Annotated in this window: 14 protein-coding genes; 4 read left to right on the forward strand and 10 right to left on the reverse strand. The window is 59.0% G+C overall.

Going from position 1 to position 22,523, the window contains the following annotated elements; translation table 11 throughout:
• Positions 1-134: 134 nt before the first annotated feature.
• Both HY011_27400 and HY011_27405 read right to left on the reverse strand, forming a co-directional pair.
• Positions 135-569 (reverse strand): DUF3037 domain-containing protein, encoded by a 435-nt coding sequence (locus HY011_27400; GenBank protein ID MBI3426672.1) that lies wholly within the window; start codon positions 567-569, stop codon positions 135-137.
• Positions 553-1,323 (reverse strand): aminotransferase class I and II, encoded by a 771-nt coding sequence (locus HY011_27405; GenBank protein ID MBI3426673.1) that lies wholly within the window; start codon positions 1,321-1,323, stop codon positions 553-555. The genes HY011_27400 and HY011_27405 overlap by 17 nt, the downstream gene beginning before the upstream one ends.
• A 284-nt stretch (positions 1,324-1,607) precedes the next feature.
• On the opposite strand from HY011_27405, the gene HY011_27410 reads away from it, so the two are divergent.
• Entirely contained in the window at positions 1,608-1,823 is a 216-nt protein-coding gene (locus HY011_27410) for a hypothetical protein (GenBank protein ID MBI3426674.1), read from the forward strand.
• A 44-nt stretch (positions 1,824-1,867) separates the two neighbouring features.
• Here the strand turns inward: HY011_27410 and HY011_27415 are convergent, their stop codons facing one another.
• The gene (locus HY011_27415) at positions 1,868-3,112 is read right to left on the reverse strand and encodes an acetate kinase (protein MBI3426675.1); all 1,245 of its coding nucleotides are present in this window, start codon (positions 3,110-3,112) and stop codon (positions 1,868-1,870) included.
• A gap of 999 nt (positions 3,113-4,111) precedes the next feature.
• On the opposite strand from HY011_27415, the gene HY011_27420 reads away from it, so the two are divergent.
• Both HY011_27420 and HY011_27425 read left to right on the forward strand, forming a co-directional pair.
• Entirely contained in the window at positions 4,112-6,502 is a 2,391-nt protein-coding gene (locus tag HY011_27420; protein MBI3426676.1) for an ABC transporter permease, read from the forward strand.
• A 264-nt stretch (positions 6,503-6,766) separates the two neighbouring features.
• Positions 6,767-7,723, forward strand: coding sequence for a cyanophycinase (locus HY011_27425; protein ID MBI3426677.1), 957 nt, complete (start codon positions 6,767-6,769; stop codon positions 7,721-7,723).
• A gap of 417 nt (positions 7,724-8,140) precedes the next feature.
• Here HY011_27425 and HY011_27430 read toward each other — a convergent pair whose 3' ends face one another.
• Together HY011_27430 and HY011_27435 are read right to left on the reverse strand one after the other, a co-directional pair.
• A complete protein-coding gene (locus tag HY011_27430; GenBank protein ID MBI3426678.1) occupies positions 8,141-8,911 on the reverse strand; it encodes a response regulator transcription factor in 771 nt (256 codons plus the stop codon).
• 138 nt (positions 8,912-9,049) lie between these two features.
• Positions 9,050-11,023, reverse strand: coding sequence for a histidine kinase (locus tag HY011_27435; protein MBI3426679.1), 1,974 nt, complete (start codon positions 11,021-11,023; stop codon positions 9,050-9,052).
• A gap of 265 nt (positions 11,024-11,288) precedes the next feature.
• Here HY011_27435 and HY011_27440 point away from each other — a divergent pair, with 265 nt between their 5' ends.
• Positions 11,289-12,935 (forward strand): c-type cytochrome, encoded by a 1,647-nt coding sequence (locus HY011_27440; protein MBI3426680.1) that lies wholly within the window; start codon positions 11,289-11,291, stop codon positions 12,933-12,935.
• 177 nt (positions 12,936-13,112) lie between these two features.
• Here HY011_27440 and HY011_27445 read toward each other — a convergent pair whose 3' ends face one another.
• The 5 genes from HY011_27445 to HY011_27465 all read right to left on the reverse strand — a co-directional run bounded on the left by HY011_27445 (position 13,113) and on the right by HY011_27465 (position 21,755).
• Positions 13,113-13,913: a hypothetical protein gene (locus HY011_27445; GenBank protein ID MBI3426681.1), complete on the reverse strand. Its 801-nt coding sequence runs from the start codon at positions 13,911-13,913 to the stop codon at positions 13,113-13,115.
• Between the two features lie 37 nt (positions 13,914-13,950).
• Complete coding sequence (locus HY011_27450; protein MBI3426682.1) at positions 13,951-15,120, reverse strand: CoA transferase; 1,170 nt, start codon at positions 15,118-15,120, stop codon at positions 13,951-13,953.
• A gap of 338 nt (positions 15,121-15,458) precedes the next feature.
• On the reverse strand, positions 15,459-18,854 hold the full coding sequence (locus HY011_27455) for a TonB-dependent receptor (protein MBI3426683.1): 3,396 nt from the start codon (positions 18,852-18,854) through the stop codon (positions 15,459-15,461).
• A gap of 148 nt (positions 18,855-19,002) precedes the next feature.
• Entirely contained in the window at positions 19,003-20,787 is a 1,785-nt protein-coding gene (locus HY011_27460) for a sulfurtransferase (GenBank protein MBI3426684.1), read from the reverse strand.
• A gap of 242 nt (positions 20,788-21,029) precedes the next feature.
• Complete coding sequence (locus HY011_27465; protein MBI3426685.1) at positions 21,030-21,755, reverse strand: lipid-binding SYLF domain-containing protein; 726 nt, start codon at positions 21,753-21,755, stop codon at positions 21,030-21,032.
• Positions 21,756-22,523: the final 768 nt, after the last annotated feature.

Below are 22,523 nucleotides of genomic sequence, written 5' to 3' on the forward strand. Positions count from 1 at the left end.
GGGCTAACATGTAATTAGGTTGCAAAGTCAGGTTCCTGATAGCTCAAACATGTTTGAGCTATCAGAAACTGTTTCTCATATCAGAAACTTTGTCGATTGCTGGCATCAGAAACATTGGCCAGCTAGCGGCCTTCTTAATTTTTGCCATCAACATCAGGCTGTTCACGTGCCATTCGCACCATCGTATCCAGCAAACGCTCAAGTACGGCAGCCGGATTTGTACAACGTCCGGTATGCACCGGCGAAGTCTGAATGATGGTGCTGCGAGGGGCGACCAGCCAATGGAAGCGTTCGCGTTGCGACAGTTGGCCAATCGGCCCGGCTTGCGCTCCACCCGCACAAATCGCGGGGATAGCCGCCAGGTGTGCGCGGATGAACGCGACATCCAGCGTGGGATCGAAAACGAGCAACCGCTGTTCGTCCAGTTCGATACGGGCTTCGAGGAATTTGTGGGTCTGGCAGTAGACGATCACGCCGACGTTGAGGAACTCTTCGCGCTCGACCTTGGGCACGACGCGGATGGTGGCGTAATCATAGGTACAGGGATCGTGGTTACAGGGATCGTGCACGAAGCGCCTCCTCCAGAAAAGCGTGTGGTGCGGCGAGCCGGTTCGACAGGTATTCAACGTAAGCGTCCCGGTGTTCGTCGCTGCTGCTAAACGGCGCGTCGCCCAGCAGCCAGGCGTCAGGAATCTGTTTGACTACGCTGTCTATGAGCGCGGGCGTGAGCAGCGCGGACATTTGCGCGTCGGCGGCTTCGAGCGCGCTGGCAAAGCCGAGCAGGACGTGATCTTTGATCAGCTTGAAAGGATCGCGGCTGCGTTCGCGGTAGTTGGCCCAACTGTGATGAAAATAAAGCGCCGCACCGTGATCAATCAGCCAGAGCCGCCGATGCCACATCAACATGTTCGCATTGCGCGCCGTGCGATCCATATTCGTCACAAAAGCGTCGAACCAGACGATGGCCGAAGCCAGCGCCGCATCGGGCTGTTCGGCCACTGGGTCAAAGGTCACGGAGCCGGGCAAGTAATCGAGCGCGAGATTCAGCCCGGCGCTGGCCCGAATCAGGTCTTGTATCTCCGGGTCAGGCTCGGTGCGCGCGAGTTCGGGATCGAGTTCGACAAAGACGATTTCCGGCACGGGCAATCCGGCGGCGCGCGCCAGTTCGCCCGCCACCAACTCGGCGATCAAGGCTTTTTGTCCCTGGCCTGCGCCGCGAAACTTGAGCACATACATGCCCTCATCATCGGCTTCGATGATGGCGGGCATGGAGCCGCCTTCGCGCAAAGGGGTCACATATCTGGTGGCAATTACTGTTCTCACGTTGTTTTCCAGTTGTTGAGCGGTCAGACGGGCGCAATTATGCGGCACCCGTTCGGCGCTGTCACGACGGGTCACCTTTCAACTTGAATCAAGCTTTTTCCGCCACGCATTCGACGCCATCGCGGGAAACTGGCAAAATGGCGCCCGTCGTTTTTGATCCAAGGAAATGCTGTATTGGCAATGGACGCCGCGCGTTTAATCAGGAGACAAGTTTGACTACAGAGAATCCAAATCTGAGCACCGCAGAAGCAGAGCGCATTCTGGAGAATTTGATTCAAGAGACCATGAGCGGAAAACTCCGTTGGGGTTTTCAGCCGCCCTCGACCGCCCAGGCCAATCGCGGCACGACGCATTATGTGTTGCGGTTGCGTCGCCGGGTGTATCGTCTGACCGCCCGGCGCGACGGACGCAAGCAGGTGGACTGGACGATTGAACAAACAGAGCCGGAAGGCGGCCTGATGACCAAGCTTTTCCAGTTGGCGACCGGCGTGAGTGCTTAAGACAGGCCGCCGCCCGGGGCTGCCGGCCAAGCGCTGCCACGCGCTTAGGGCGGGGGCAAGCCGCGCACGCAGCGCACTGTGTCGCGTGCGATCAGCAACTCTTCGTCAGTCGGAATCACAAAGGCCTTTAAGCGGGATTCGTCTTTACTGATCAGCCCTTCGCGCCCGCTGGAAAGCAGTTTGTTGCGGTCGGCATCCAACTCCAACCCCAGCCATTGCAAGCCGTCGCAAATGCGCGCGCGCACATTCGCCGAGTTCTCGCCAATTCCGCCGGTAAAGACAATCGCGTCGGCCCCGCCCAGCGCCGCCAAGTAAGAACCGATGTATTTGCGCGCCCGGTAGCAAAAGATGTCTATCGCCAGCCGCGCGCGCCGGTCGTTCATCTCTTGCTCTTCTTCCAGCAATTCACGCATATCGTGTGTCAGTCCTGAAATGCCGAGCAGGCCGGATTGTTTATTCATCAGACTGTCTGCCTCGCGCGCCGACAAGCCTTCTTTGGCCGAAATGAAATCCACGATGGCGGGGTCAATGTCGCCGCAACGTGTGCCCATCACCAGGCCTTCCAGCGGCGTCAACCCCATCGAAGTGTCAATCGAATTGCCCGCCTTGATGGCCGCGATTGAACAGCCGTTGCCGAGGTGTAAGGTGATGATGTTGGTCTCTTCGCGTTTCAGGTTGCAGAGTTGCCGGTAACGGTATGCGACATAGCGATGTGAGGTGCCGTGAAAGCCGTAGCGCCGGATGCGGTAGCGGCGATAAAACTGATACGGCAAGGCATACAGGTAAGCGTGTTCCGGCAAGGTTTGATGAAAGGCCGTGTCGAAGACTGCCACCTGCGGCAACGCGGGGCCGAACAATTCGCGCGCGGCCTGAATACCTTTGATGTTGGCCGGGTTGTGCAGCGGCGCCAGGTCAATGCAATCCTCAATGCCGCGCAGCACCTCAGCAGAAATGAGCACTGAACGCGCGAACCCTTCGCCGCCGTGGACGACGCGATGGCCCACCGCGTGCACATCCGCCATGCTGTTGATCTCGCGAATGCCGGATTCCGGCGCAGCGGCCCAGCGCACGATGAAATCAATGGTCGCGCGCACGTCACGCAACACCGCCGAGGATTTTTGCGGGGCGCGGCCTTCGACCTGTAGGGAAATGATCGCCTCGCCGCCGATGCGTTCGATGATTCCGCGTCCCAGCCGCCGGTCGGCGTTGTTTTCAATCAGGTCAAGCTCGGTCGCAATCAACTGAAACTTGATCGTGGCGCTGCCGCAATTGAGGACCAATATGTTCATAATCCGCATGGCTCCGTCCAAAATAAGCTACCAACTCATCGCCCAGCGCGGCGCAAATGATACGGCAAGCGCCGCGCCGCGCCGCCCACCGCAGCCTACGCAAACCTGACTGCCGCGCGCAACCCTGGTTGCAGTATCGGCGTCGCTAAAGTTGTGCTGTTCTCACGCCCCGCTTCTCGCCCAAGCTATAGATTTCAAGAAAAAGAATTTCCTCTTGAACCCGCGCAGCGGGTAGCCAGAATTTAGCCCAGGGTGAAGGCGCAGCCGCAACCCTGGGTATTGGACGCCTTAGCATCCAAGCCCACGAAGTGGGCGGCAGACCAGCATCTGTCGCCCACTTCGTGGGCTTGCGAACTTACACTAGCGCCACCCAGGGCTAACGCCCTGGGCTTTATGCTGTCGCCCGCCTTCGCGGGCTTGCTACAGAAAAGCATTAGAGTTGTTGCGACCTTTGGAAACAACAACTCAGCAAATTGGCGACGGGGACACTGAAACCCAGTGGGCGACCGTCATTCTCCATTCTATATTCTCCATTCTCTTTCCACTGCAACAAGTCTATGATCTTGAAATCTATAGCCTCCTAGATCGGGTTGCAATTGTGTGTACGGTTCGTAGTCCCGGCTGCCGCCGGAAGATGGACAAGCCTTCCGGCGGCAGCCGGGACTACGAACCGTACATTGATCTGCGAACTGATCTAGTTCGACAATCCGCCGCAGATTGCTACCGCACGCGGTTGCATCCAACCCCTTGAAACGCTTTCCCGCCTCCGTCAGTTGTGGGAACGGCTGATCCCACAACCGGACAGCGCCATCGCGACCACGGTTGTGGCTGCCAGTTCAAATTCCCATCTGCCAGCAGTTAAGTGAGACCTGAAACTGGCACGCAGATTGGTTAGCGGCAATTGCACGTCACAAACATTGCCGCCCTTGCCGCCGTCCAGCGTGACGACGCAGCCTGCCTGCCGTTTGCTTGGCGGGCAAAGATGAATGGAGGAAACAGATGAACACACTCTGGCAAGACCTGCGCTACGGCGCGCGCCTGTTGCTCAAAAAGCCGGGCTTCACCTTGATTGCGGTGCTGACGCTGGCGCTGGGCATCGGCGCGAATACGGCGATTTTCAGCGTGATCAATGCGGTGCTGCTCAAACCGCTGCCGTACCGCGAACCGGAGCAGTTGATCACGGTGCGCTCCAATCAATCGGTGCTCGATCTGGATGATTTGCGCGCGTGGAGCCAGTCGTTCAGCGCCGTCGCGGGCATCAACAAACGCCTGCTCGATTACACGGGTGGCGCGGAGCCGTTGCAGGTTTCGGCTGGCTTGGTGACGGGTGGCTACTTCGCTACGTTGGGCGTGAATGCGGCGCTGGGGCGCACGTTGAATGAGAACGACGACAAACCGGGCGGAGCGCGCGTTGTCGTGTTGGGTTACGAATTTTGGCAACAGCGCTTCGGCGGCAATGCCAACGTCCTCGGCCAGGCGCTGCAACTGAGCGGGAATAGTTACATCGTCGTGGGCGTAATGCCCGCCGGCTTCAAATCGCCGCGCGATGATTCGGGGTTGTGGGTGCCGATTCGCGTGGCGGATGGGAACGCCTCGGCCTATCGCGGCGTGCATTTTCTGCACACCTATTACCGGCTGAAACCCGGCGTCACGCTGGCGCAGGCCGCCGCCGAAATGCAGGTGCTCGACAAACGGCTGGCCGAGGCCTATCCGGCGGAAAACAAAAACCGGCGCACGACCTTGCTGCCGTTGAAAGACCGCATCGTCGGCGAATCGCGCACGGCGTTGTGGGTCTTGTTCGGCGCGGTCGGTTTGGTGCTGCTGATCGCCTGCGCCAACTTTGCCAATCTGTTGTTGGCGCGTGGGGCGGTGCGCGAACAGGAGTTGGTCATTCGCCAGGCGCTGGGCGCGGGGCGCGGGCGATTGTTGCGGCAATTGCTGACCGAAAGCGCGCTGCTCGCCTGTCTGGGTGGCGCGGCGGGTTTGTTGTTGGCATGGTGGGGCGTCGAAGCATTGGTTGCGCTCAAACCCGCCAACCTGCCGCGCTTGGAAAGCATCAGTTTGGATGGGCGCGTGTTCGGCCTCGCGTTGGCGGTTTCATTATTGACCGGCATCGTGTTTGGGTTAGCACCTGCGTGGTTGGCGACACGGTTGAATGTGAGTGCGGCGTTGAAAGAAGGCGGGCGCGGGGCAGTCAGTGGCGCGCGGCATCGGTTGCGCAGCGGACTGGTCGTCGCTGAATTGGCGCTGGCATTGATCCTGCTGGTGGGCGCGGGGCTGCTCATCAAAAGCTTCTGGCAACTGCGCACGATCCAGCCGGGCTTCAATGCGAACAACCTGCTGACGCTGCGGTTGGAACTGCCCGAAGCGCGCTACCAAGAGATTGAAAGGCAAACGCAATTCCGGCGCGCGCTGCTCGATTCGCTCAACGCGGTACCGGGCGTGCAGGCGGCGTTGGTTAGCGAAGTGCCCCTCAGTGGCGATTGGCTCAGCCACGATTTCACGCGCGAAGGCTGGCAACTCAAGCAGGGCGATGAACCCGATGTCTGGACGCGCAGCATCGAAGGCGATTACCTGCGCACGCTGCAAATCCCGCTGCTGGCCGGGCGCGATTTCACCGCGCAAGACAAAGAAGGCGCGCCGCTGGTCGGCATCGTCAATCAAACGCTGGTCAGCCGGTACTTCCCAAATGAAGACCCCCTCGGCAAGCGCGTGCGTTGGGCGCGCGACGAACAGGTCAACTGGATCACCATCGTCGGCGTTGCGGGCGACATCAAACACTTCAGCCTGGATATTCCCGAACAGCCCGCGCTTTATACGCCCTATCCGCAATCGGGCCGCGCCTGGAAGCGTTGGATGGGCCTGACCATTCGCACGCAAGGCGAACCCGCGCGCTTTGCCGATGCCGTCAAACAAGCCGTCTGGAAGCTGGATTCGCAATTGCCGCTGACCAAAGTGCGTTCGATGAATGAAGTCATGGCGCTCTCGCTGGATGAACGCCGCTTCAACCTGTTGCTGCTCGCCGTCTTTGCCGCCGTGGCGTTGGCGCTGGCGGCCAGCGGGATTTATGGCGTGATCGCGTATGCCGTGACGCAACGCACGCACGAAATCGGCGTGCGCATGGCCTTGGGCGCGCGCACGCAAGACGTGCTGGCGTTGATCGTCAAGCAAGGCGCCAAGCTGGCGTTGCTTGGTACGGGCCTCGGTTTGCTTGGCGCAGTGGTGCTGACGCGTTGGCTGAAGACGCTGCTGTTCGGCGTGAGCGTGACCGATCCGGCGACCTTTGCGGTGATTGCGTTGCTGTTGTTGGGCGTGGCGTTATTGGCGAGTTACTTGCCCGCGCGGCGCGCGGCGAAAGTGGATCCGTTGGTGGCGTTGCGGTACGAATAATAGGCGCTGACCGTTGCCACAGCCGTAGTCGCCAATAACGCAGGAACAGCGTGGTGAGGGTAGCGCAACCTGCCGAGGTTGCGCAGCTCCAGCCACGGTTACTTTGGAACCATGATTGGAGTTGCCGAAGCCGCGCAACCTCGGCAGGTTGCGCTACGCGCGCGTCGCTTCTTTTGTTATCGCAGGGTGGAACGGCGCTACAGTTTTCGCCGGTTGAGATGTATGCTGTGCCGCACTTCAACCTCGTTCCGCAAAGGAGAACCCATGAAAAAGCAGCTTCTGATCGTGCTGACCTGCGCTTTGCTCGTGGCCGTGTTTACGCTGGGCCAACAATCCAAGCTCAACGCCGCCGCGCAAGACGCCCCTGAATACGGCCCCGCCAAAGGCACGCTTGTCATTGTCGGCGGCGGCCCGACCAATGGCACCGGCATTGTGGAAAAGTTCATTGAGTTGGCGGGCGGCCCGAATGCCAAATTCGTCATCGTGCCGACGGCGGGTGGCAACAAATTGCCGAATGGCGAGGTCAAGGTCTATAAAGAAGAAGAAGTCGTCGCGGCGTGGAAAAAGCGCGGCGTCACCAACGTGCGCATGCTGCACACGCACGACCCCAAAGTCGCCGACACCGAAGAATTCGCCGCGCCGTTGCGCGAAGCCAATGCCGTTTGGTTCGACGGCGGACGCCAATGGAACATCGTGGATTCGTATATGAACACGCTGACCTACCGCGAATTTCACAAGGTGCTGGAACGCGGCGGCGTGATTGGCGGTTCTTCGGCAGGCGCGACGATTCAGGGCGATTATCTGGTGCGCGGGGCGATTGCCGGGCCGGACATCATGATGACGCCGGAAAAGGAGCACGAACACGGCTTCAACTTCTTGCGCAAGACGGCCATTGACCAGCACCTCAACACGCGGCTGCGCTGGGACGACTTGATCCCGGTCATCAAGAAATATCCCAACCTGCTCGGCATCGGTTTGTCCGAGGGCACTGCCATCATTGTCAACGGCGACCGCTTTGAAGTGCTGGGCGCGTGGAAGGTCGCGATTCACGATAACACCCAGGTTTACCAACCGTGGGAGAAACCGTATTACGTGCTGTCGGCGGGCGATGCGTACAACATGAAAACCCGCAAGGTCGAGAAGCGTGGCAATGGTGCGTTGACGCGACCGCAACCGGCGGCGAGTGGGGAGGGGACGCCATCGCGCAGAACTCCCGAATAGTTCCAACTCAGGGGAGCCGTTAGATGTGACTGCGGACAGCGTCAAGCAATTGCTGAATGGCATCCGTAACGACTGCCGGTTCGTCCAGTTGAATGTGGCGCCTGCTGTTCGGTGCGCCATCAGTTTGCTGTTACGCGAGAGTTTCGTGAACTTGACCTTTGTGGCCGCTTTTCTTCATTTACCCTCGTTTCTTTTCTTCGTTGCTTCGCGGTTTCATTTTCTTGAGGTCTAGAGCGGTTTGCAATCGCGTTTACGGGAGCAACTCGCGCCGGGACGGTACCGCGCGCGTGAGCAAGCGGGGCGTCAAGCATACGCCGTTGGCCGAATCGCACAGGCACCGCTTGCCCACGCGCGCGGTACCGTCCCGGCGCGCGGCTCTTTTCCCGTAAACTGAAGTGAAAACCGATCTGAAGCAACTCAAAGCCCCGGAAAGCGGCGGCGCAGCAGCGGCGCTTGGCGTTCGCTGACTTGCAGTTCAGTTTGTGCCGCATCCTTCATCGCCAGGCTGAAAGAGCTTTTGAAATCGGGGCGCAGTTCTTTGATGTGCGCCAGGTTGATGAGTGTCGAACGGTGTGCGCGGAAGAATTGGTCAGCGGGCAAACAGTCTTCGAGCTGGTTGAGTTGGTAGTTGACCCAATAGGTCTCGTTCACCGTATGCGCACGCACAATGCCATCTGCCACGCGGAAGAAATAAATATCGGTTGGCGCGAGCAGCAAGAAACGATCTCGTTTGCGGGCTACGATGTGGCGCAGCGGTGTGGTCGCAGGTGTGGTTTGAATGAGTGCCGAAAGTTCGCGTTGTTCATCAGCGCGTTGCGGCGCAGAGGCGTGCAAGCGTTGCGCGCGGTCTACTACCAGCGCCAGACGTTCATCTTCGACGGGCTTGAGCAGGTAAGCCAGCGCATTCGCGGCAAAGGCCGCCAGCGCGTGTTGATCGTAACCCGTCACGAAAACCACCAACGGCAACGTGACAGAAGCAGGCAAGGCTTGCAGAACTTGCAAGCCATTCAGCCCCGGCATTTCAATGTCCAAAAAAAGCAGGTCGGGCGCGAGCGCAGTGATTTGTTGTAAGGCCTGCAAGCCATCGGCGGCTTCGCCAATGATTTCGACGGCGGAAGCGTGCGCCGCCAGCAAGCGCGTCAGGCGCGCCCGCGCCGAAGCTTCGTCATCCACGATCAGGGTTCTCATCATAAAATGTAGAGCAACCTTTTCAGGTTGCTCGTGCCTTCTTATTCAGTCAATTGAAGAGAAACCGAACCTTTTCAGATTGTGCGTGAACTCGTATTGGGTCAGTAACGAGAACCTGAGCAACCTGGAAAGGTTGCTCTACGTTTCGCAGGGTAACAGCAAGGTTACGCGGCTGCCCCCCGTGGCGACGGTTTCGCAATTCATTTGCGCCCGTCCGCCATAACTCGTTGCCAACCGTTCGGCGACATTGCGCAAGCCAATGCTGTGGCCGTTGCGCGCGGTTTCATTCGCCGCCATGAGCGTAGCCGGATCTCTAGCGAAGCCTAAGCCATCGTCTTCAACCATCAAGCTAAGTTGTTTGCCAATGCGCCGCACGCTGACCTGCAACGTGCCGCCGCCGATTTTGGGCGCGAGGCCGTGCTTGAGTGCGTTCTCTACCAATGGTTGCAGAATCAATGACGGCACACTGGCAGCCGCCAGCGACTCATCCATCGTGAATTGCACGCGCAAGCGGTCGCCGAAACGCAGGGCTTCGATGTCGAGCCAGGTTTTGAGGAAGTCGAGTTCTTCGCGCACCGAAATCATTGGGCATTCGCTGCCGCGCAAAACGTGGCGGAAGATTTTGGCCAACTGCACGGTGACGCGCTCGGCCTGTTGCGGATTGGCGACGATCAGGTCGGCAATCGTATTGAGTGAATTGAACAGAAAGTGCGGATTGATTTGCGTGCGCAAGGCGCGCAATTCGGCTTCCGTGATCTGGCGGCGCAACCGTTCCTCTTTGTTCTGTTGCGCCTGGCGCGCGCGTTCGAGGGCGAGCGATTCGAGACGGCTGCTGACTTGTCCGGCGAGGCCACGTAGCCAACTCAATTCGCTGTCGAGCAAGTTGCGCCGTTGTGCGCCGGGCGCAATGGCAAGCACGTGCGTAACCTGACCGCCGACGCGAATGGGCGCGAGAAATTCGACCTCTTCTCCCATTCGCGCACGCAACGGATCGCCGGGTTTTAGTTCGCATAATTCGCCGCTGTTGAGCGTGGCGGCATGTTGCGCCGTGTCGAACGCAACCAGCGGCGCAACCAGCGGAATGATGCGAGTATCCTCCAACAGCAACGTAGTGCGCGCGAATTGCGCGACGCTGGCAAACATCGTTTCGGCTTCTTCTTCGTGCGCCAGATTTTCCCAGCATTGCCGCGTCACCGCCGCATAATCCGGCTCACGAAACAGCCAGCCATCCACCAGATAATCCAGTTTTGGCAAGAGCCAGACGAAACCGCACAACAGCAACGTCAGGCATGCCGTCGCCGCGATGACGGAGCCTGCCGTAGGGAAAACCGCGATCTGCCTGACGACGCGCGGCAACTCCCACAACAACCAGACGCCGCTGCCCAACGCCAGCAACAACGCCGTCAAAAGGCGCACACTCGCTTTGATGAAGACATTCGACAGGCGAAAGTCGCGGAAGTAAAATGTCATTCCAAACATCATCAACAACGGGGCTTGTTGTTCGGCAAAGGCTAACCATTCAGACTGCCAGCCGTAAGCCCGCGAAAGCAACGCAATCACCGCCGGCGTCATTACGCCGCACACCATCATCACGGCATAAAACCGGGCGGCGAAATCGCGTGACCAGCTGCGCCGCAGCAACAACAACGCGCCCAGCGTAACCGTTGCGACGTGCAGCACCAGTCCCAGAATCGCCGACCGGCAATGGCTGTCTGCACCCGCAGCGCGGCTGAACCCGTAATACAGCGTCAACGCGCTTGCGCTCAACAGGGCCAGGCCGTAAAGCCAGCGCGAGGCTTGCGCACTCCATGAATCTTCGGTACGCGGGCGTTGCCACAGCACCAGAAAACTCACCGGAAAGAAGACGCCGCCCGCAAAAGTCAGGCAATCCGCTGCCACCAGCCAGACGGATTGCGCCGCAAAACCGGCGATCACCAACAACCTTACGCACAGCGAACCCAGACACCACGACAAAGCGATAATCGCCTGCAAATATTTGGCGTACGCGTGTGTCAGGGCGGGCGGGCGGCGTGATAACAAGCGGAGAAACAGCACACACATCATCGCGCCTACGCCAAACCCCAGCGTTTGCGCGATGAGAATAACAGTCATTCCGTTTTCTGCTGATAGCGGCATCCTTCGCTCCTCATTGCTGCGGGCCAGTCATCCCTGGCAACTGAGCAAGGATGATCCCAACCGGTACCGGAACGCCAGCCTATTCGGCTGAGCGCGGAAAATTTCGTGTGAACGCCGCGCTGAGACGAAAATTTCCGCGCTCAGTCCTTTCTGCTTCTGCGTGCGCCGCTGCTGCCCCTATTTTGTGCGCGACGAACAACACGTTCACGGAACCACAACACTTGCTGAAGGAGCATACACAATGACACGCAAACTATTTTTCATCCTGGCGCTCTGCGCCGCCAGTCTCACCGGATTCACCAGTCAGGCACGTAATGATAACCGTGTGACCTTCACCAAAGAGATCGCGCCGATCCTTTACCAGCACTGTGCGCAATGCCATCGCCCGGACGAAGCCGCGCCGTTTTCCGTCTTGCGTTATCAGGACGTGCGCCCGTGGGCCAAATCCATTCGGGAAAAAGTCGTCGCGCGCGAAATGCCGCCGTGGCATGCCGATGCGCCGCACGGACAGTTCTCCAACGACGCGCGGCTGACACAAGCCGAGATTGACGCTATCGCCGCCTGGGTAGACAGCGGCGCACCCGAAGGCAATCCGAAGAATTTGCCGCCCGCGCCGAAAGCCGCTTCAACGTGGGCGATTGGAGAGCCGGATGCCGTGCTGCAAATGCCGCAGGCTTACACACTCGCGGCGCAGGGAACGGACGATTACATCTACTTCCGCGTGCCGACCCATTTCACCGAAGACAAATGGATTCAAGCCGCCGAATTCCTCCCCGGCAATCGGCCTGTAGTCCATCACGCCCTCGTGTTCGTCGAGTCGCCGTCGCTGTACCGTCGCGCGCTCGATCAGGCCAAAACGCAAGGCGGCGATTTGCGCAACCCAGTCTCGGTCTTTCAAACCTCACGCGGTAGCTCTGAATATCTGGACGGCACGGTTTATCGCACCAAGCCAGACACGCCCGTCATCAACGATCTGTGCGCTTCGACGCGCAACAGCGACAGCGGCGGCGGCCCATTCCTGCTGATGGGATATGCGCCGGGCAAGAACGCCGATGTTTATCCGACTGGCACAGCGAAACGCATCCCGGCGGGCGCGAACCTGATCTTCCAGATGCATTACGCCAAGACCACGGGACAGTCCGAAACCGACCGCACCAGCGTCGCGCTGCGGTTCGCCCGGCAACCGGTCGAGAAACTGGTCGAATCGCTGATGATCGAAAACTATCAATTCGCCATCCCGCCCGGAGCCGCACAACACACAGCGACGGCCTGTTACACGCTGCCTCGCGAGGTCGAATTGATGGATTTCACGCCGCACATGCATGTGCGCGGCAAAGCCATGAAATACGAGGTGATTTATCCAGACGGCAAACGCGCCACGCTGCTGAATGTGCCACGCTACGATTTCAATTGGCAGACGCTTTATATGCTCAGCCAGCCGTTGCGAGTGCCCCAGGGCGCACGCCTGATGGTCACAGCCACCTTCGACAATTCCGCCCAAAACAAACGCAATCCCGATCCGACCAAAACAGTGCGCTTTGGCGAACCGACATACGACGAAATGTTGATTGGGTTCGTAGGTGTTGCGCGTCCGAAACCGCCAGAACGTCCGGTGGCGAAACTCGCGCCAGAAACACTGGCAGCGTATGAGGGCGTGTATTCCGCCGGACTTGGGCCACAATTCACCATCCGGCAGGAAGGCGGCACGCTTTATTTCATAATCCCCGGTCAATTGCCCTTACCCGCGACGCCTGAATCAGCCACAAAATTTTACTTCCGGGATGTAGAAGACGCCGAGGTGGTCTTCAGCAAAACCGCAGCGGGCGATGGGGTTGAATTACAGGCGACCTTCGGCCAACAAAAGATCCAGGCGAAGAAGCGCAACTAGCTCACGTAACATGCGCTATTGGCTGAGCGCCTTGTACTGTATTGGCGACATCCCCGTGATTTGCATTTCACGACGGCAAATTCAATGCGAGGCTAAAGAACATGCGATTGGTTTGACCCATTGAAACTGCTGCCATCCGCTTTCAATTACCAAGCAATCCATTCCGCCCGATCCAGGCTATTTCTTCAAATACTCATTCGGTTCGACCAATTGCAGGTCGGGGCAGCTCTTGATGGCTTCACGCAAGTAATACGCGTGCCCCTGGCCGAAGATCACCAGCACGCGGTCTTGCGGCGAATCAATCGTCTGGCTGATGTTCGTAAAGATGCGGAAGTTGCGTTGATACCAGGCCGTCAGCACATCCGCACCGACAAATTGGTCTTTGCTGCGCACGCGCGCCAGTTGCAGATAAAAGTCACGCGTCTGCTCTTGCAACGCAGGCTCGTTCATCTCGGCCAGCGCCGCGCGCACGGTCATCTGCTCCCATTCTTTTTGTTTGACCTGCACTTGCGCAAGCGTCTTTTGGAAAAGTTCGAGGAAGGCTTTGTTGCCGGTCTCTTGCGCGGCTTTCATCAAGGCATCGAAATCCATGCCTATTTGGTGATCCACCAAATAGACTTGCTTGTGCCCGAAGCGGCGCGCCAGCCGGAAGCCGAGTTGCTGGCTCTCATTGGCGTTGAGCTTGAATTCATCTTTCAGATACGCCTGATAGTGCGCTTGAAACTGCGTATTTTCAGGCGGCGTTTCCAGCAGGATTTTGGTGGGTTTGAAACGCGCCAAGGCCTCGAGCACCTCCGCGATTTCCTGCTGCTTTTTCTCGCCGAGATGATCGGGGAAATTCGCTTTCACCGCATCCAGATTCGGATTGGCAAAATGATAGGTGCCCAGCACCATGACTTGCGCTTTGCTTTGTGATTGGGCTGCGGCGACACCGGCCAGCAAGAGTAAGACTGCCAGCAGTGAAAACAGCTTCGACATATGGATGTTCCTTCTCCCGCGCCTGTTGCGGTTGGAATTAGATCGCGCCTGTCTCTGCGAACTGCTTGATCGCTTCGTCGCTGTAACCCAGCCCCTGCAAAATCTCGCGCGTATGTTCGCCGAGTTGCGGCGGCGGCAATTCCATCGTCCCTGGCGTCGCCGAAAGGTTCACCGTCGGCGCGATTTGTTTCAACGCGCCTTCGGTCGGATGTTCGATCTCGCCGATCATCCCGCGCGCTTTGATTTGCGGGTCTTCGATCATTTCTTCAACGTCGTTGACCAGCGCGATGCAAGTGTCTACGCCGTCAAAAGCCGCCAGCCATTCCGCCGCTGTGCGTGTTTTGAAGAGGTCGCGCAGCGCCACGATCATGCCCGTTTGGGCATTGTTGAATTGCTGCGGGATGAACTCTTCGCGGCCCAGCACGCGACAGGCTTCCTGCCAGAATTTCGGTTCCAGCGCGCCGAGCGATAGATAACGCCCATCCTTTGTTTCATAAAGCTGATAACAGGCGTACTTGCCTGACAACCCATCATTGCCACGCGGCGGTTGCGCTTCGTTCGCCAGGTAGGAAGCCAGCGGCACATACATCAACGACAACGCACTGTCGGTCATCGAGACGTCTACGAATTGGCCTGCGCCCGTGCGCTCGCGCGCCTGCAACGCCAGCAGCACGCCGATGACCGCGTGCAAGCTGCCGCCCGCCAGATCGGCCAGTTGCACGCCGGGCAAAACGGGCGGCCCGTCTTTGCCGCCAATCACGCCCAGCACGCCCGCCGTGCTCAGGTAATTCGCATCGTGACCCGGCTTCAGGCGATACGGCCCGTCCTGCCCGTAGCCGGTGAGCGCGCAATAAATCAGGCGCGGGTTCAACGCTTGCAACGTCGCATAACTCAAGCCCAGCCGCTCCATCACGCCGGGGCGGAAGCCTTCGACGACGACATCGGCTTGGGCGGCAAGCTTCAGGAAAATCGCGCGCCCGGCTTCGGATTTGAGGTTGAGCGTCAGGCTGCGTTTGTTGCGATTGGTGACGAAGAAGTACGCGCCGGGCCGTTTAATGCCGGCGCGCGAATGCCGCGCGGGATCGCCGGTGCCGGGCTCTTCGATTTTGATGACGTCGGCGCCGAAATCGCCGAGCATCATGGTGGCGACGGCGCCAGGCAGCAGACGGGTGAGATCGAGGACAGTGATGCCGTTTAAGGGTTTCATAGTGAGTTCCTAACGAGAATGTCAAAGGCAGGCAAAGATTGGGCGGCAAAATCAAAACAGTCAAGCTGGTGCAAGAGGAAGTTGATACGAGTTTCGACGCGCAGCGTCTTTGGAGTGCGTGCGGCACAGGCCGCCGCTTTGGTAATCCCTTCGTTTGGTATACCGCCAAGGGGATACCAAAGCGGCGGCCTGTGCCGCACGCACTCCAAAGGCTTCGCCAGACAAAACCTTCTGTTCAGCCCGCCATAGGATAGTTTGGTTGAAATGACAAAGGCGGCGGCGCTATTCGCTTTTGTGAATAGCGCCGCCGCCGCTCTCAGCTTTGTTCGAGCGCCGGATCAGAACGACAGCTTCAGCGCGAACTGAATCTGCCGTGCTGGCGTGTATAAACTGCGAATCGTGCCGAAGCCGCCCGCCGAGGTCACCGCGCCGGTTGCGTTGCGCACGATGCTCGACGCCGTGCCGCTGGGCGTGCCGAAGTTGGTCTTGTTGAGCAGGTTGAAAAACTCCGCCCGGAATTCCAGCTTCGAGACTTCGTTGATCACCGGCAGCGCGAAGTTTTTCTGCAAGCCCAGATCGAATTGATAAACCGACGGGCCGCGTCCGAGGTTGCGTCCGGCGTTGCCGAAGGGTTGATCCTGTGTGGGCAGGAACACGGCTTCGGTGTTGAACCAGCGATCAATCGTGCGCTCGCTCTTGGGCAGCAGCGGATTGCCGACCAGGTTCGGACGCAAGGCGATGCCGCCCAGGAACGAGGCCAGATTCGCTGTGACCGGCGAGGGCGTGTAGCGGAAGTTGACCGCCTGACCGCTGTACATCGCGTTGATGCCGGTCAGCGTCCAGCCGCCCAGCGCCGCATCCAGCGCGTAGGGCAAGCTGCCGAGCCACGCGCGGCCTTTGCCGAAGGGCAGTTCCCAGACGAAGCTGGTCGTGTTGTTGAAGGGTTGATCGTAAGCACCGACACCGCGATCCGCCGCGATGTTGAACAGGTTTTGCGGACGCCCTTCATTGCCGCCCGGTTCTTCCAGCACTTGCGAAACGTTATCAATCGCCTTCGAGAAGGTGAAAGAATTGAGCACGTACAGGCCCTTCGAGAAACGGCGCTCGAATTTCACCTGCAACGCGTTGTATTCCGAATAGGCCGCCGGCAGCGTCGCCGAGATCGAGCGGAAGCCTTGAATCGGGCGGCGCGCATCCAGCGCGGGGCGTTGCGCGGCGGGCAAGGCCAGTTCCGCTGTGGTCAGCGGACGCGCCTGGTTGTAATCGGCCAGCAACAACATCTTCAAGGCGTGATTGCCGACATAAGCCACATCCAACAGCATATTGCCCGGCAATTCGCGTTGCACCGACAACTGCCAGTTTTGAATGTAAGCCGTGCGCGTTTCGCGCGGCGTGAAGAGCACAACGTTGTTGGGCAGATTGGTCGGATAGCCAGTCTGCGTCGGACGGAAACAGTTGTCGGCATAGACCGTGCCGGTGCAGAGCGCGAGCGCGGCGTTTTGCGTGACGTTCGCGCGCGTGATTTGCGGGAAGTTCGTCGCCAGCAAATCGGCGCTGCCGACGCGGTTGAAATGCACGTAGCCGATGCCGTACCCGCCGCGCACGACCGTCTTGTCGAGCAGGTTGTAGGCGAAGCCCAAACGCGGCGCCCAGTTGTTGCGGTCGGGATCAACCAGCGCGCGGTCATACGCCGAGCCGTCTTTGGCTTGAATGATCGCCTTCGTCGTCGGGTCGAAATTCGACAGACGATTCTGTGCTTCGCGGAAGGGCGAGGCGTATTCGTAACGCACGCCCAGATTGAGCGTGAGTTTCTGGTTCACTTTGAAGTCGTCTTGCGCGTAGGTGTAATGCAAGCGCCGCTGCATCTCGACCACCAGCAGGTTGGCGAATTCGTATTGCGAACGCGCGCCGAAGAAGAAGTCCGACAGGTTGAAGATCGTATTCGCCGCCGATGTCGCAGTGTTGCGGCTGAACTGGCTCGAATAGGTATCCAGGCCCATCAGCGGGTTGGTGTCCTGCACGTCGGTGTTGACCGAAAGGTATTCGTAGCCAGCCTTCAAACTATGGCGGCCCCGCGTCGTCGTGTAGTTGAAGCGCGGATTGATCGAGAACGGATTTTGAAATTGTGGGTTGGTGGATTGACGGCCCAATTGCGCAAAGCCGGTGACAGTTTGCGTGGTCAAGCCGCCCGTAATCAAACGGTCTTCGGGCAAGCCGGTGATGCCGTAAAGTTCGCGCACGCTCGGCCCGCCAGAGAGAGGCGGACGTTTACCGCCTTCGATTTTCGAGACGCCCAGCCGCGCTTCGAACGCCGAACCGTTCGAGAGCGCATAGGTCGCACCCGCCACCAGTTGCTGATTGAGCACGTTGATGAAGCCGTTCTGGTTGCTGCCCGACGGCCCAGGGATGTTCGGCCCGTTGAACTCGTTCACCTTGCGATGGCTTATGCGCACAAAGCCGTTGAGCTTGGCGCTGAAATTGTGATCGAGCTTGAGATTGAACTTGTCGTTGAAATTGCGGTTGGTCACCAGTTCGCTGTAATTGCTGGCGAAACTGGTTTCAGTTTTACCCGCCACATTGGGCGCGGGCAATTCGTTGAGCACCTTGCGCGCGAGCGCCGTCATCGGAATGCGCTGGCCTGCTGTGAAGATCGTGCCCGCCGCAATCGTCGCTCCGGTCGAATCAACAAACGCATAAGGCACGCGCACATCGCCAGTCAGAATGCCCTGACGTTGCAGCAAGGTCGGCAGCGTCGAGAAGACGACGTCTTTGGCGACTTGGCGAAAGCCTTCGTAATCAAGGAAGAAAAACGTGCGGTCTTTGATGATCGGCCCGCCCAGCGTGAAACCGAATTGATTACGGATCAACGGTGGTTTGACGCCGCTCACCGGTTTGAAAAAGCCGACCGCGTTCAGCACGGTATTGCGATGGAACTCCCACAGGCTGCCGTGAATTTGGTTGGTGCCGCTGCGATAGGCCGCGTTGATGACCGCGCCACCGCTGCGCCCGAATTCCGCGCTGTACGTGTTGGTCTGCACTTTGAATTCGGCCACGGCGTCGGGCGAAACCTGCACGACTTGCGAAGAGAAGCCCTGGTTGCTGGTGCCGTAAGCGTTGTTGTCCACGCCATCAAGCAGGAAGTTGTTGAAAGTGTTGCGCAGGCCGTTGACGTTGAAAGCGGCCTCGCGTCCGCCGCCCGTCGCGGCGTTTTGATTGGATTCGCGCACACCAGGTGCGAGCAGCACGAGGTTGGCATACGAACGGCCATTGAGCGGCAGGTTGACGATCTGTTCGCGTTGCACGACCTGGCCGCGCACGCTCGATTCGGTTTCCAGCAGTTGCGCGGCGTCGGTGATGACGACGGTTTCCGAAACCTGGCCGGGTTGCATGGTCAGGTCTACGCGCTGGCGGGCGTTGACGACGACTTCGACACGCTCGGCGACCGCAGTCGAGAAGCCCTGCAAGGCGGCGCTGACGCGATAGATGCCGATGCGCACGTTGATGAATTGATAGTTGCCTTCGTTGTCGGTTTGCGCGGTGGTCGCGAGGCCGGTGGCCGCGCTTTTCAACTCGACTTTGACATTGGGGAGTACTGCGCCATTGGCGTCACGCACAGTGCCGAGCACGGTGGCGGTGTCGAATTGCGCCCACGCGGCGATGCTGGTCAGGCTCAAACAGAGCGCCAGCCAGAGCAGTCGCAACGCAGGGTTCCGCAGAAATTGGAGACGATGCATGTTTCCTCCTCAGGAATATCCATTGGTGTTGCCATTGGTGGTAATTGATGGAAGACGGTGGGGCATTCCCCTGGCCGTAAGTAAGCAAAGACGCTAACAGCCGCTGGTCAAATCGAATTCAAGCAAAGCTTAAGTGCGCGTGAAATCTTCAGGGTTGTCCGCTGGCAATCGGGTTTGCCGACGCTGTTTGCCGCCAGCCCGGCGTAATGCCTTTTTCGTTGGCATCCTGCGCATACGCCGTGCTCCACGCGCTCCATCCATCGGAATAATTGCGAATGTTGCCGTAGCCTAGCAGATAGGCATAGAGGAACGTCAAGCTGGAACGCCAGCCGCTGCCGCAATAAAAAATCACCTCGCGCGCGAAGCCTGGTCCGTCGTGCCCTGCTTTGAGACCCGCCTGTGCCCAGCGCACTGCAATTTCGCTGACGCTGCGCAAGGTGCCGTCGTGATCCTGATACAAGCGCGCCTTGTCATCGGCATCGCCAATCGGCAACGCACCGGGAATGCGCCCGCGCAGGGCCATGTAATCGTAGCCGCTGATTTCGCCACGATATTCGGCCTCGCTGCGCGCATCGGCCAGCCAGACGTTGCCGTTGTCAAAATTTGCGCGCACATACTCCGTCGTCGCCAACCACTCAGCACGCGGCGGAGCGGAGAAGGAAACAGCCGGTGGCTGGCGCACCTCAGTCTCGCCCGCATAGCCCGCCGCCTGCCAGGCCTGGTAACCGCCGTTGAAGAAGCGCACATCCTGGACGCCCGCGTAATTGAGCACCCACCAAACGCGCGCGGCGGCAATCGTCTGTTGGCTGTATACGATCACCGTCGTCTCCGGCGTGATGCCATGACGCCCGATGACCTGTTGCAACGCAGCGACGGATTTCAAATGCCAGCGCGGATAGCCATTCTCGAAGTCATCCGTATCCAGATGCAGCGCGCCGGGCACGTGGCCCTGGTTGTAATCTTTGGCCGCTGTGAGCGCCCCCCAACTCGTTTCCAAAATGACGAAGCGCTCAGTGCGATAGGAGGCGGGGCGCGGGGCCTTGGCATTGGGCGCATAAAAGTCTTGCACGGCTTTGACCCAGGCAGCCGAGACGATGGTTTCATAACGTGGCGCGGCGTTGAGCGGAAGTTTTTCTGTCTTGCTCCATTCGTTCATGCCGCCTTCATACACTGCCACGCGCGGATAGCCCAGCAAGCGCAGGGCGAAATACGCAAAGCCCGCGCGCGTGCCCGCGTTGGAATAGAGGGCGATTTCTTTGTCGCTGGTAAGGCCATGTGCCGTCCACAGCGTTTTCAATTCCTCTGCCTGGCGCATTACGCCATCGGCGGCCAACGCCCATTGCCAGGGCCAATGTACTGCGCCGGGGAGGTGGCCGCCGCGTGTTTGGCCCGGCGCGGGCCAGCCCAAATACTCTTCATCTGAGCGCACATCAACTAAAGCAAAATCCGGTTGGCCCAGGCCCCGTTGAACTTGTTTTTGATTGAGGCGGATTTTCTTTTCCGGTGCGGCGTCAAACGGGGTGTGGGCAAATTGCGGTTCATAGGTTGTCGTGCGACGATTTTCGCCCAGCCAGCGCGGCCAGCCGCCATTGAGCAGGGCGACCTGCGAACAGCCCAGCGTTTCAAGCGTCCAGAAAATGTAGCCGGCGGTGCCTTGCGATCTGGGCGGATCGTCGTAAATGACGATGTTGGCGCTGCGCGTCAGGCCCAAACGCGCGAGTTGCAGCGCCAATTCAACCGGGTCTTCGCGCCGTTGCGTGGTGTCGTCGCGTAAGGTTTCGACCGGCAACGCAAGCGCGCCGGGCACGTGGCCCGCCGCATATTCGGCGCGCGAACGCGCGTCAATGATGCGTAAGCCACGCTCGTCCAATTGCCGATTTAAGGCTGTCGTTGAGATGAGCAACGAGGCGTTGGGATAAGGCGGTGAATCCATGGAACAGGCCGAAGCGAGGAGTAAGGTCAGACAGCAAGCCGTCCAGCCTCTGATGGACGCCCAGGCAGGTAGTGTAGGTTTCGTTGGCGGAGAACTGACTTCCATCGTACTGCCTGCCCAAACACCTCTGTACACATAGTCAAAGAGCGTGAAGTTCAAGTTTCTGCCGTCGTTGGAGCTTTCGCACACAGGCTGAAGCCTGAACTCCATGCTCTTTGTTCTCTGGTGTAAGCCCCTGTGGGTTATTTCTTCTTGGCCGCCGGTTTCTTGCTCGGGGCCATGGCTCTGGCATATCGCCCAATCGTATCCGGGAAAGTTTTGGTCAACGCCGGCGCGGGCTTGGCGCCTTTCAGCACCACTGGCGCGGCATTTTCGTCGCCATAGGCTTCCTTCATATCGTCCTTGTCCGCCGCGATCACGCTGCCTTTGAGTTCGAGACCCGCGAAGAGGCCTTTGCTGCGCGAATAAGAAAGAATCTGCGCATCCATTTTCAAATCGGTCGAAGCGCCCGCCTGACGACCCACCGGCCCGGCGGCGGCGGTGGCGTCGCCGCCAATCTCGAATTTGCTCGAAAGCAGGCTGTTCATGCCGCTATCGCTCATAAACAGCAAAATGAAATCGGTGGATTGCGCGCCGATCTGCAAGCCGAAACTGCCGCCTTTCATATTGAAATAGGCGGGCGCGCTCCAGCCTTTGGCCGTGTGACAGGTAGCGACACCGCGTCCGCCGCGTCCGCCGATGACGAACCCGGCTTTGATCACGTCGGGGAAAACCGCCACGCAGCGGGCCTTGCCCAGCACCGCTTCCGGGATGGCCTTGTCGGGAATGTCCATGATTTCTTTGAACACCTTGGCGGCCTTGTTGGCCTGTTTGACGGTGTCGCTGCTGGCGCTCAGCTTGCCTTGCGCAAAGGTTGCGCCGCTGAGCAGACAGAGAGTGATGAGCAGAGAACTGGAACGCAGGTACATAGTCTCCTCCGTAAGTGAATTTGTTTGGGGGGAACTGCTTAATTTCGCTGCCAGCATTGTGTCAGGACGAAGTTGCTGGAAGCAAGCTGTCAAAAGCCCGCCGCTTGCAATTGCGTTTACGGGAGTCGTTGACGTGGGGACAGTACCGCGCGCGTGAGCAAGCGGCGCGTCAAGCTTGCGCCATTAGCTGAACTGCCAACTGCCGCTTGCTGACGCGCGCGGTACTGTCCCGCTGCGCGGTTTTCCCGTACACCATAGTGAAAACCGATCTAAAGCCGGAAATAACCAGAATAAATACTTCGGCGGCGGCTGAAATGTTTTGGCCCTGCGGTTGTTTTCAGAATGAAGAAGTCACCAACGTCGTCAAGCGAGCTTGGGTAGTGTCCTAAAGTTGTGTTGCCAGCGAGTGCAAGCTGTTTCCCCACGAAGCCACACGAAGAAAACACGAAGCTGCTTGGCGATCTTCGTGTTTTCTTCGTGTGGCTTCGTGGGGAAACAGCTTTGTTTTAGGCAGCAACACAGGAATAGGACACAACTCGAGCTTGGTTGGCAGTTTAGCAGCCAGGGCCTGCTTGGCCATATCTCGAACAATGCCCACCGTCCCGGGAGTCGAAATTTTGCTAGCAGAATTTATTCACAGACATCACCCAAATGGGTGACGACACCAAATCCACCCCCCCCCAAATAAAATCCGCCGGTCACCGAAATTTCAGCGCCAGCGCCGACACTATGAATTGTAAGCAACGGGGAATGAGTGCTGGCCCCTTG

The sequence above is a fragment of the Acidobacteriota bacterium genome, from assembly GCA_016196035.1.
GTDB lineage: Bacteria > Acidobacteriota > Blastocatellia > RBC074 > RBC074 > JACPYM01.

Bases quoted from the DNA above. Each gene is read 5' to 3' on its own strand.
- HY011_27440 (MBI3426680.1), top strand. From the start codon at position 11,289: ATGACACGCAAACTATTTTTCATCCTGGCGCTCTGCGCCGCCAGTCTC.
- HY011_27460 (MBI3426684.1), bottom strand. From the start codon at position 20,787: ATGGATTCACCGCCTTATCCCAACGCCTCGTTGCTCATCTCAACGACA.
- HY011_27450 (MBI3426682.1), bottom strand. From the start codon at position 15,120: ATGAAACCCTTAAACGGCATCACTGTCCTCGATCTCACCCGTCTGCTG.
- HY011_27445 (MBI3426681.1), bottom strand. From the start codon at position 13,913: ATGTCGAAGCTGTTTTCACTGCTGGCAGTCTTACTCTTGCTGGCCGGT.
- HY011_27420 (MBI3426676.1), top strand. From the start codon at position 4,112: ATGAACACACTCTGGCAAGACCTGCGCTACGGCGCGCGCCTGTTGCTC.
- HY011_27435 (MBI3426679.1), bottom strand. From the start codon at position 11,023: ATGACTGTTATTCTCATCGCGCAAACGCTGGGGTTTGGCGTAGGCGCG.
- HY011_27455 (MBI3426683.1), bottom strand. From the start codon at position 18,854: ATGCATCGTCTCCAATTTCTGCGGAACCCTGCGTTGCGACTGCTCTGG.
- HY011_27410 (MBI3426674.1), top strand. From the start codon at position 1,608: ATGAGCGGAAAACTCCGTTGGGGTTTTCAGCCGCCCTCGACCGCCCAG.
- HY011_27415 (MBI3426675.1), bottom strand. From the start codon at position 3,112: ATGAACATATTGGTCCTCAATTGCGGCAGCGCCACGATCAAGTTTCAG.
- HY011_27465 (MBI3426685.1), bottom strand. From the start codon at position 21,755: ATGTACCTGCGTTCCAGTTCTCTGCTCATCACTCTCTGTCTGCTCAGC.
- HY011_27425 (MBI3426677.1), top strand. From the start codon at position 6,767: ATGAAAAAGCAGCTTCTGATCGTGCTGACCTGCGCTTTGCTCGTGGCC.
- HY011_27430 (MBI3426678.1), bottom strand. From the start codon at position 8,911: ATGAGAACCCTGATCGTGGATGACGAAGCTTCGGCGCGGGCGCGCCTG.